This is a genomic window from bacterium, assembly GCA_040756715.1.
Taxonomy (GTDB): Bacteria; UBA9089; UBA9088; order UBA9088; family UBA9088; genus JBFLYE01.
In genome coordinates this window covers 1-10513 of the sequence record JBFLYE010000107.1, presented here as the reverse complement: position 1 = coordinate 10513, position 10513 = coordinate 1, and the positions used below count along the sequence as shown (strand labels likewise).

The following is a 10513-nucleotide window of genomic DNA, read 5'->3' as shown; positions in this document are numbered from 1 at the left end:
TTTTATAAAATTTTTTCCCTTTTAATTCAAAATTCAACATTCAAAATTCATAATTTTATAAAGTTTTCCTTAAGATTATCTAAACACATACATTTTGTAAAGCGTTATGGAATTAACTATAATTTATCTCTCATTCCTGCCATATCTTTCCATGGAATTTGGCAATATTTTTCTTTAACCTCTTCTGGAATATTCTTTACTGCCTCTCCAATAATTTCAAAACACCTTACAATTGCATACAGAGACTTCTCATCCTCCATCAACCCTTCATAATCAAGAGATGCTGAAAATCTCTCTATGTGTTCTATTTCTTTCCAAATATCTATCAAAGAATCTCTAAAATCTCTCTTAGACATACACTACTTCCTTTAAAATCTCTCTTCCTATAAAAGGTTTCAAAGCCTTTTTACTTACCAGGTCTACTTTAATATTTAATTCTTGAGAGAGGAATCTTTCTAATTCCATAAATTTAAAAATATCTATTGGTTTGTAGAATTCAACCAAAATATCTAAATCACTCTCAGACTCTTCTTCCCTTCTAATGTATGAACCAAATACTCCAATTTGTTTTATAAAGTAACTCTTTTGAATATCTGCTTTTATTTCTTTTAATCTTTTAAGTTTTTCTTCTATCTTCATTTTTAACCTTGCTTTTTAAAATCTTAATCTTTGAATTTTATTGAACTAACGACTGAGCTAAGCTGACGGCGGGCTTTGCCCGGCGGTCAGCTTCAGCGATGGGTTAGGCATTTATGGTTGCTGTTCCTATTTTACTTCATTACGATATTCCATTGCTGCGTTACTGATTTCTTTTATAGTTCTTTCAGACCACATATCTTTTTGCCATTGCGTGTAATCAAATGGCTCACGCTTTATTAGTGCTATGAATCTTTCTGCTTCCAATTTCCCCAAAGCATCCATAAGTGTCTTGATGCCATCAAGTTTGATTTCAGTATCCGTTTTCATTGGCTTACCTCCAAAACAGTCAGAAAGGATAATAGATTCAATGTTTTAATCTTATCAAAATCAGAAAGTTTTTTGAGTAAAGAATTATCCGTTGAAAGAAAATAATCACATTTGGCTTCGATAGCACAAGCAACATGAAGAGCATCTTTACTTTTTGTGCCAAGGCTCTGGATTGATCCAGCATTATTAATGATATCATTTGTTTCCACAATATCAATTATTGCGTGATGCTTCCACTTATCAATTGCATTTCTTCTTTCCTCAAAAGGATTAAACCGATTCTCATAATCAATGATATAAGACCATACCAACTCAATTTCTTTGCTGATTATTTTCTCTTGAATGTATAGCTTGGCCTCGGTCTCAAGTCTGATACGAATGTTAGATTGATCATCAAAAGGGCGATTAAAACAGCAGTTATCCATGTAAATTCTCATATGATATTTATTATCCTTCCTTTAATTATTGACTGCCTAACGATTGAGCTAAGCTGCGGCGGATTTATCGGCCGTCAGCTTCAGCGATTGGTTAGACAAATGGCTTTCATCCTGTAATCTTTAACCTTTGGTGTTTACTTCTGCTCAAGGACGTTCTTTGCTTTTAGCTTAATGTAATTCACAAATTCCTTTGATGTCATTCCTTTGGTCTGCTCATGAATCTTCAGTCTTGCATAATGCACTTCTTTTAGAGCAGGATCATAAGGGAAATCTTTACTAACCTTTTCCCAGAGCTTATCTTGTTCTTTCATGCGGCCCTCCTCCTTACAAGAGTTCTGCAGATGTTATTATTTCCAAATCTGGATAACCACAAGATGCATTTACCATGTTTACTATCCTTCGGGTCTTAACCTTAACAATATGGTCAAAGTTCCAACTCAAAAGATAATCAATCTCATTTATTGTAGAAATAGCAATATGAAGCGCATCCTCTGAATAATCGGAAGGAACAGCTTTATGCTTTACATATTCATCAGCTAAGGCTCTACTTTCTTCATCAATTGGCAGAATCTTTAAAGAAACTGCTTCCTCCCTAAGTTTATCTCTTAATCTTACATCTCTGGTGTCGTCAATTTCAGCCAAAACCACCTCAGATACATAGGACTCAAACATTTCTATCTTCTTAAAGAAGAGCTCAGTTAGAGATTTCCTTTCGGGGTTTCTTTCATCAAAATATGCCGAGATTACTGAAGTATCTAAATATACTTTGATCTTTCTTCTCATCTTACCATTTTTTATTGTCCACCTAACGATAGAGCTTAAGCTGCTTAAGCGTAAGCGAGGTCGGCTGCAGCGAATAGTTAGGCTATTATTTGTTTATTTATATTAAGCAGTGTTCGGCAACATTTAAAAACCACACCTCCTTCTTTGCCATTGATTAACACTGTTATTTTAAGAGGAATTCTCTTTATACTCAATGAATTCTTTTCTAAATCTTGAAAGGTCAAGTCTCTCTTTCTCTAAATCGATATGGATATTCCAGACCTGCATATCAGTAGCTCCAAATAACAATTCTATCTCTCTACCCTTTTCATCTTGCCCAAGCTCCTCAACAACCCAAGAAATAAGATTAAAAGGGTGGTCTTTTATATTTCCCTGAATAACACAACACTCCTTTATCTTTCGTGTCCTACCACTAAGCCCTACCTCAAATGCATCCTTTAGCATTTCGACCTTTAGACCTATCTCTTCTACTGATCTTCTTATAATATAGCTCCTTATAGCACCAGAGTCAAATAATGTATTCAATTGCTTGCCATTTACCTCCACAGAGTCATAGATTCTGCCCATCTTTTTACCTCCTCTAATGTAGCCTAACGATTGAGCTTAAGCTGCCCGAGCGATAGCCGTGGTCAGGGGAAGCGATTTGTTAGGCTTTGTTATCTATATAAAAGAGTTTGACATCAAAGTTTAAGAGAAGTTTCACCTCCTTTTTGCCACGATTAACTCAAAAGGGAACGATAACCTTTATATCTGGAATCTTCTCAAAATCTTCCTTGTTTTCCGTCACAATTTCAGCAATTCCATTCTCCTTCATGCAAGCTCCAATGAGAGCATCCCATAAGTGAATCTTGTGTTTAAAAACAAGATTAATAGCACTTAAAAATGTGTCTTCATCCCTGTCGATAACTCTCCAATTATCTGATTTAAGAATGTCTTCCACAATAGTTTTTGCTCCTGTAACATCAATAGAATTTTCGACTTTTTTGGTGATGACAACAAAGAATTCCATCAGGTTTTGCAAACAAACAATTCCTCCACCTCTTCCCAAACGTGTTCAAAAGATCCTTTGACACCTCATGTTTTGTCCCCTCAGAGGTATCGTAAGCGTATACAAGAATGTTTGTATCAATGAGCTTATCTGGCATATAGATCCTCCCGTCTTGAGTATAATTTTTCCCCAAGATAAAATCCTTTGTCAAGGAGTTTCATCTGCCTGTCTTTTATTTCTTCTTGTTCGTCCTTGTAAAGTGTTTTTAACATAACAAGGATTTGTGTTCCAACAGGAAGTTCTACCTGTTTCTCAAGACGAATAACATTGCCCTCAACTATACCTTTATAAACCTTCTTCAAAGATTTTACCTCCTCTTCTTCAGAAGCCTAACATTTAATAGACGAAATTCTTTTTTAGTTACTAAAAGATTTGTCTTATGATAAAAATTTTACACCTTGTTAATATTGTTGTCAAGAAAAAATCTTTTGACTTTCGTAAAATCATTGTTAATAATAGACGAAGTTCGTCTATTGTTGAAATTTTGTCAGATTGAGGGTTAGAGATGAAAAATACAACTTCCTGAAAAAACATATCTTTCTATGCTTACTGGGTAAGTAAGTTCCTTGCCTTTTCTAATAAAAATGAAGAGATTAACTTTGCTCTACGGATTGAAAGGTTTTTAAATCACCTAAAATCAGAAAGAAGTATTTCAGATTGGCAAGTCAGACAGGCAGACAATGCCCTACGATTGGATATCAATTATTTTACCTCTTCTTTTTCTAAGGGTATTATTGGGTGATACGAAGATAGAAGACTGGAAAAGAGCGAAGTTAATCCAACCATCATTAGTTTGCGGGATTATTAGGACAATAAAAGAGGATATGGTTCTTCATAAAATAGGAAAACTTTCAGACCAAGACTTTTTGAAAGTTAAAGAGAATCTCATAAAATCAATAGGATTTGACATTATAGTTAATTCCATAACGCTTTACAAAATGTATGTGTTTAGATAATCTTAAGGAAAACTTTATAAAATTATGAATTTTGAATGTTGAATTTTGAATTTTATAAAACTTAACCTTTTTCAATTCAAAATTCAAAATTTAGAATTCAAAATTTCTTAAATACTATTTTTGCACTAAGTAATGGAAGATACTATAACTTATAGATTGGTTTTTTTATTAGAAAGTATAAGAGTCTAAGACCTGATGAATACGAAGTATCTTGGAAGCGTAAGCGAAGCAAAATAAGGGATTGCGACCTTTCCACTTTTCTTGTTGACACTTAGCCAAAAATTTGTTATTCTTAACTTATGAAAAGTAAAGAAAGGGGGTTAGTAAAATGAGTGTTTCTATGGCAACCGCTACCCTATCTTCCAAAGGACAAATTACTATACCCGCTAAGGTTAGAAAGGCACTCCATATCAAGCAGCAAGGAGAGAGAATAGGATTTGAACTTGTAGAATGGGGTATTGATAAAACCATTAGCCACGATTGAAAAAGGGGAAGATTTTAGCAGAAATGAATGGGACAAGCTTGAGAAAATAGCCAATCAGGTAATCTCTATCTAAACGCTAAAGATTTTCTGACAAGTTTAGAAGAAGTTTAGATGGGATATGAGCGCAAACCTTCATTTGACAATTTAGATTAAAAGGGGATGTGGTAAAATTTGTCATTGTTGGCACCCACGATGAAATTAAACGCTATCTTAAAAATATGTAAATAATTTTGGACTTACTGCTATATCATTTTTTATGAATTAAAACCAAAAATAAGATTAATGCTTAGAATAGGGATTGCTCAAATAAATACGACGGTGGGTGATATCTCTGGAAATTGTCGCAAGATAAAGGAATATATCAAGCAGGCAGAAGAATTTAAGGTAGATATAATTGCATTCCCTGAGCTTTCAATAACTGGCTATCCACCCGAAGACCTCCTCTTTAAACCAAAATTTGTTTTGGACAATTTAGCTCTCTTAAATGAATTAAGCAAAGAGGTATTTGACATTGTAGCGATTGTTGGCTTTGTGGATAGAAAAGGGAATAATTTATACAATGCGGCTTCTATAATTTATCAAAGAAGAATTAGGGGAACCTATCACAAAATGTGCCTTCTAAATTATAGTGTATTTGATGAGAAGAGGTATTTCAAGGAGGGAGAAAAACCTAGAATTTTTAGGTTTAAAAACATTATTTTTTCGGTAAATATCTGTGAGGATATATGGGATAAGGCATTAGTAAAAAATGTTGCTTTAACGGATGTAAGGCTTATTTTTAATTGTAGTGCCTCTCCATATCATTATGGAAAGAGAAAGGAGGAAGAAAAAATTTTATCATACCAGGCAAAGAAAAACTCTATCTTTATTGCCTATGCAAACCTTGTGGGAGGACAGGATGAGCTGGTCTTTGATGGAGCCAGTATGGTTTTAGATGATAAAGGGAGAATAATAGAAAGGGCAGGGCAATTCAAGGAGGATTTATTGATTACGGATTTAGAGATTGGAAAAAGAGAAGAAAAAAAACCACCTATTCCAAAAAGAAAAATAGAACCATTAGAACCAATCCCTGAGATTTATCAAGCCTTGATATTGGGGCTTTTTGACTATTGTCTAAAAAATGGCTTTAAAAAGGTAGTGATTGGCTTAAGTGGAGGGATTGATTCATCCCTGGTTGCTGCTTTGGCAACGGACGCTTTAGGAAAGGATAATGTTATTGGTGTTTTTATGCCATCTATATATTCATCAAAAGAATCATTTGAGGATGCAAAGGAATTGGCAGAGAATTTGGAGATAAAGCTAATAAACATCCCCATTTCTGATATTTTCAATCTCTATCTTTCTTTCCTTAAGCCCTATTTTAAAGGCCATAAGAGGAATATAACCGAGGAAAACCTTCAGGCAAGAATTAGGGGAAATATCCTGATGGCCCTTTCTAATAAATTTGGATGGCTTGTTTTGGCAACAGGGAATAAGTCAGAGATAAGCACAGGATATACCACCCTTTATGGAGATATGGCAGGTGGATTTGCTTGTTTAAAGGATATTCCAAAAACCCTTGTTTATAAGCTTGCTGGGTATAGAAATTCTAAAGAGTTGGTTATACCAGAAAGGGTTTTAAAAAAAGAGCCAACCGCTGAGCTTAAGCCAGACCAAAAAGATTCTGATACCCTCCCAGAATATGAAACATTAGATCCAATTGTAAAGGCTTATATTGAAGAGAATAAAGACCTACAAGAAATTACCTCCTTGGGTTTTGATAAAAAAATTGTATCTTATGTCTTATCCTTGATTGATAAAAGCGAGTATAAAAGGAGGCAGTCTCCTCCAGGGATAAAGATTACACCAAAGGCATTTGGTAAAGATAGAAGGATGCCGATTACCAATAAATATAGGGGCTAGTGTATTTCTTAAGATAAATAAGGATAATGGATATATCGGATGGCCTTATCCCTGGTATTCTTGATGCTTGACCAATAGAGCCTGGTTTTATCTTTGTAAGCTTTTCCTTTGTCTCCTTTGATAGGCTTTTAATCCCCTTGTAGTCAAAATCCTCTGGAATTAACAGTTCTTCCCTTTTTTTTAATTCCTCAATCTCCTTTAAACTTCTCTTTATATACCCCTCATATTTTCTATTTATCTCAATCTGCTCTTCTACCTCTTTTAGAAGCTCTTTATTTTTAATTCCGCATTCCGCATTCCGCATTCCGCATTCAATAAGCCTTTTCTTCTCCATAACCCTCTCATATTGTTCCTTTCCAACAAGCCCAATCTTATAACCTTCCTCCATAAGCCTTATATCTGCATTATCCTGTCTTAATAATAGCCTATATTCACAGCGTGATGTGAACATCCTATAAGGTTCTTCTGTCCCTTTTGTCGTAAGGTCGTCTATTAAAACACCAATATATGCCCTATCCCTTCCAAGGACAAGCTCTGGCTCATTTTTTATAGAAAGCCCTGCGTTTATTCCTGCGATAAGGCCTTGTGAGGCTGCCTCTTCATATCCGGTTGTTCCATTTATCTGTCCTGCAAGGTAAATGTCCTTAATCCCTTTTGCCTCCAATGTTTGTTTAAGCTGGGTTGGAAAGACGAAATCATACTCAACAGCATAGCCATATTCAAGGATTTCTGCATTCTCTAATCCAGGAATTGAGGCTAAAATTTCGCTTTGCACACCCTTGGGAAGGGATGTTGAGAGGCCATTTAGATACATAATATTTGAATTGAGGCCATCTGGTTCAATAAAAACCTGGTGTTGATTCCTATCTGGAAATTTAACAATTTTATCCTCAATAGATGGGCAATATCTAACGCCAATGCCCTTTATTTTTCCTTGATATAATGGGGATCTATGGAGATTGTTTTTTATAATCTTATGTGTTTTGCAATTTGTATATGTAATAAAGCAGGGAATATTGGGTCTTTCTATCTTCTTTGTTGAAAATGAAAATGGAGTTGGTTTTTTATCCCCAAATTGCTCAATTGTCTTTGAGTAATTAATGCTTTCCTTATGAATCCTGGGCGATGTTCCAGTTTTTAACCTCCCCAAAGAAAATCCAAGTCTTTTAAGGTTTTCTGAAAGAAAATAGCAGGCACTCTCCTGAATCCTTCCACCTTCCCAAGAACAATCCCCAATATGCAAAAGCCCAGAAAGGAATGTCCCGGTGGTAAGAATTATTTTCTTGGCAAAAAGTCTCTCTTTGTTAGACAATTCAACACCAATTGCCCTTTTTTCTTTAACAAGAATCCTTGAAACCTCGCCTTCATAGACTGGAATATTTGCTTTTACTAGCCTATCCTGCCACCATACCTTATACAATTCCCTATCTGCCTGTGCACGGAGAGAGCGGACAGCAGCCCCCTTTTTTGTATTTAGCATCCTGAATTGTATCCCTGTAGCATCAATATTCTTTGCCATAAGACCACCTAAGGCATCAATCTCTCTTACCAATTGCCCTTTTCCCAATCCTCCAATTGCAGGGTTACAGGACATTAACCCAATCTTTTTCTTATCAAGGGTTATAAGGAGGGAAGAAAATCCCATATTGTGGGCGGCAAAGATTGCCTCTAATCCAGAATGACCTCCACCAATTACAATAATGTCGTATTCCATTTAAAAATAGGAGTGCAATCCCGAAAATAAAAAACCAACGCCTAAGAATGTGAAAAGAATAACAAATATGCCAATTATAGCCAAATATGACAAAAGCCTTTTACCTCCTCCCATAAGCCTTGAATGAAAAAATAGGCTATAGTATAGCCAGGTAATCAATGCCCAAACCTCTTTTGGATCCCACCCCCAATATCTTCCCCAGGCATCGTATGCCCAGATGCTACCTGTAATGATTCCCAAGGTAAGGAGAATAAAACCCCATTTTACAAAAGATAAAATGGTTTTAAATAGAGGTTCTTCTTTCCTTATTAAAAAACCCAATCCTAATGCTCCTGATAGGATAAAAAATGTATAGGATAGAAAGCACAAAGCAACATGGATAGGAAGCCAAAAGCTTCTTAAGGCTGGCATTAAAGGCTGTGGCGAGGAGGGAGAAAAAACAATATAAAAAAGAGAAATAGAGGCAAATAACAAGATGTATCCTCCTGCCTCCCAAAGCTTAAAGAGGAGGAAGAAAAGGATTATCAAGAGAGAAAAGAAAAGGATGGATTCATAAAGGCTTGCAAAGGGAGGTCTTCCTGCTTTAAGGCTATATAAAATTACGCCTGTTATATGAAATACCAACCCAAGGATAGGAAGAAAAACCCATCTTTTTCTAGCAAAGAAAAGGCATCCGGATAAAAGGTAAATTGCAAAGGTTATCTTAAAAAGAATTATCTCCATCTTAAAATTATTCCTAATGCCAGGACAAAAAATCCAATAAATACAATACCTGCTCCTGGGTCTTTAACTATCTCAATGCTAGAGAAATACCTCTTTGGAATTATTTTCTTAAACTTAACGGGAAAATCCTTATGGTATTCAAGGTTTAAAAAAGCCCATGATACATCCTTTTTGCTTGCTTTGGATATTTCTACCTTTATGGCTGGATTGTTGAAATTAGAAGATTTGCTTTGTGCTATCCCATCTATTATAACAAAATCGGGCAAGAAATCTAAAACCTTAATTTTCATATCACCTACCCTAAATTCATCGCCTATATTCTTTACCAAGAATTCGTTTTCTTTAAAGCCAATCACCAGATCAAAAGAGGAAATTCCATAATCCATCTGATAGAACTTATATCCTTTAAAGGAGAATGGATGATTAACGAATATCTTGCCATTTGCAACCCTTTTTTCTTTTTCATATAAAACAATATCAGAGCGGAATTCTTTTGGGCTTTTATCCTCGTAATAGGTAATTTTAAAGGAAGAAAGCTTTAAGGAATAATTGGTTTTTGGTATAGAAATCACATCTTTCTCATTTACCTCTATATTTTCCCTGAAAGAAAAAAAATGGGTTAAAGTTCCTCCCAGCAAAATAATGATAATTCCCCAATGACAGAACCAATATGTGAAATGTCTTTTCCTTCCAAAAACAAAGCAAAGGATAATGCTTACTACAACCAAGAAACCTAAACACAGAAGAAGATAAGGAAGGTTAAAACTTCCTATTCCTTGCGTAATAATAAGGAGGCTAAGCAATATTAGAGTCCATTTAAGCAGAATTTTCATCCACTTATAGTGTAAATTTTAAATTGCAAATTGCAAATTTTAAATGGAAACTCGACTCTGTATAATTGTCTAATCCGTAAAGGTGCTGCCACCGAAAGGGAAAATAACCAGAAGGGCAGGGGAGGAGGAAGCGACTTAAAAATTTTCACTTAAGACACCTTCGTGTTCTTCGTGGTTCTAAACACATACTAATAGCTAAAAGCCAAAACCTAACGGCTAAACATATACAATTTTTCGTAAGTGTTTAGCTTCTCTCTTAACCAAATTACCATAGCCGTTGTTTAGCTGTCTTATATACCTAGGCACAAAGGGGCAAAGGCACAAAGAAAGCAAGTAAAAATAAACTCTCTCGCCTTAAGTGCCTTTGTGCCTTAAGTGCCTATTTCCCAATTTTATTCTCACCGAGCTAAACATATACAATTTTTCTAACTTCCTCTTTATGGTTTCTACCTCTGGTAATTCTGGCATTTGTTCATTTATAAATTATATCAAATTATTCTTCTTTTTGCAACAAAAAGCTTAAATATAAAATTAAAGTTTTACTTTAATATTGCTAAGTTTTGTAAATCCAAAAAATAGACTTAAAATATTAAAGTTTTGCTTGAAACAAATTAACTGAGGGGTCGCAATATTTCATTTAAGTTAATCCAATAAAATGCCGATAAAC

The 10513-nt window shown here is 34.9% G+C and carries 15 protein-coding genes; 3 read left to right on the top strand and 12 right to left on the bottom strand.

Features of this window, described 5'->3' with window-relative positions:
* Positions 1–116 precede the first annotated feature (116 nt).
* The 9 genes from AB1397_04085 to AB1397_04045 all read right to left on the bottom strand — a co-directional run bounded on the left by AB1397_04085 (position 117) and on the right by AB1397_04045 (position 3536).
* Complete coding sequence (locus AB1397_04085; protein ID MEW6482161.1) at positions 117–356, bottom strand: HepT-like ribonuclease domain-containing protein; 240 nt, start codon at positions 354–356, stop codon at positions 117–119.
* On the bottom strand, positions 349–639 hold the full coding sequence (locus tag AB1397_04080) for a nucleotidyltransferase family protein (protein ID MEW6482160.1): 291 nt from the start codon (positions 637–639) through the stop codon (positions 349–351). The genes AB1397_04085 and AB1397_04080 overlap by 8 nt, the downstream gene beginning before the upstream one ends.
* Before the next feature lie 126 nt (positions 640–765).
* Positions 766–966: a hypothetical protein gene (locus AB1397_04075; protein ID MEW6482159.1), complete on the bottom strand. Its 201-nt coding sequence runs from the start codon at positions 964–966 to the stop codon at positions 766–768.
* Complete coding sequence (locus tag AB1397_04070) at positions 963–1403, bottom strand: PIN domain protein (GenBank protein MEW6482158.1); 441 nt, start codon at positions 1401–1403, stop codon at positions 963–965. Before AB1397_04070 ends, AB1397_04075 begins: the two co-directional genes overlap by 4 nt.
* A gap of 134 nt (positions 1404–1537) precedes the next feature.
* Positions 1538–1714, bottom strand: a complete 177-nt coding sequence (locus tag AB1397_04065) for a hypothetical protein (protein ID MEW6482157.1) — start codon at positions 1712–1714, stop codon at positions 1538–1540.
* Positions 1715–1727: 13 nt separating this feature from the next.
* Complete coding sequence (locus tag AB1397_04060) at positions 1728–2186, bottom strand: PIN domain-containing protein (protein MEW6482156.1); 459 nt, start codon at positions 2184–2186, stop codon at positions 1728–1730.
* 168 nt (positions 2187–2354) lie between these two features.
* Positions 2355–2753 carry a hypothetical protein gene (locus AB1397_04055; GenBank protein MEW6482155.1) on the bottom strand — a complete coding sequence of 133 codons (399 nt, stop codon included), beginning with the start codon at positions 2751–2753 and terminating at the stop codon, positions 2355–2357.
* Positions 2754–2910: 157 nt separating this feature from the next.
* Entirely contained in the window at positions 2911–3234 is a 324-nt protein-coding gene (locus AB1397_04050; protein MEW6482154.1) for a PIN domain-containing protein, read from the bottom strand.
* 86 nt (positions 3235–3320) lie between these two features.
* Positions 3321–3536, bottom strand: coding sequence for a hypothetical protein (locus AB1397_04045; GenBank protein MEW6482153.1), 216 nt, complete (start codon positions 3534–3536; stop codon positions 3321–3323).
* A gap of 378 nt (positions 3537–3914) precedes the next feature.
* Here AB1397_04045 and AB1397_04040 point away from each other — a divergent pair, with 378 nt between their 5' ends.
* The 3 genes from AB1397_04040 (at position 3915) to AB1397_04030 (ending at position 6576) form a co-directional block, all read left to right on the top strand.
* Complete coding sequence (locus tag AB1397_04040) at positions 3915–4190, top strand: hypothetical protein (GenBank protein ID MEW6482152.1); 276 nt, start codon at positions 3915–3917, stop codon at positions 4188–4190.
* Between the two features lie 328 nt (positions 4191–4518).
* A complete protein-coding gene (locus tag AB1397_04035; GenBank protein MEW6482151.1) occupies positions 4519–4674 on the top strand; it encodes an AbrB/MazE/SpoVT family DNA-binding domain-containing protein in 156 nt (51 codons plus the stop codon).
* 282 nt (positions 4675–4956) lie between these two features.
* Positions 4957–6576: an NAD+ synthase gene (locus AB1397_04030; GenBank protein ID MEW6482150.1), complete on the top strand. Its 1620-nt coding sequence runs from the start codon at positions 4957–4959 to the stop codon at positions 6574–6576.
* Here AB1397_04030 and mnmG read toward each other — a convergent pair.
* From mnmG to AB1397_04015, 3 genes are read right to left on the bottom strand one after another with little or no spacing between them, the layout of a single operon-like run.
* The gene (gene mnmG, locus AB1397_04025) at positions 6554–8290 is read right to left on the bottom strand and encodes a tRNA uridine-5-carboxymethylaminomethyl(34) synthesis enzyme MnmG (protein MEW6482149.1); all 1737 of its coding nucleotides are present in this window, start codon (positions 8288–8290) and stop codon (positions 6554–6556) included. The two genes, AB1397_04030 and mnmG, sit on opposite strands and share 23 nt — an antisense overlap.
* Positions 8291–9013, bottom strand: a complete 723-nt coding sequence (gene ccsA, locus AB1397_04020; GenBank protein ID MEW6482148.1) for a cytochrome c biogenesis protein CcsA — start codon at positions 9011–9013, stop codon at positions 8291–8293.
* Positions 9004–9846, bottom strand: a complete 843-nt coding sequence (locus tag AB1397_04015; protein ID MEW6482147.1) for a cytochrome c biogenesis protein ResB — start codon at positions 9844–9846, stop codon at positions 9004–9006. The genes ccsA and AB1397_04015 overlap by 10 nt, the downstream gene beginning before the upstream one ends.
* Positions 9847–10513: the final 667 nt, after the last annotated feature.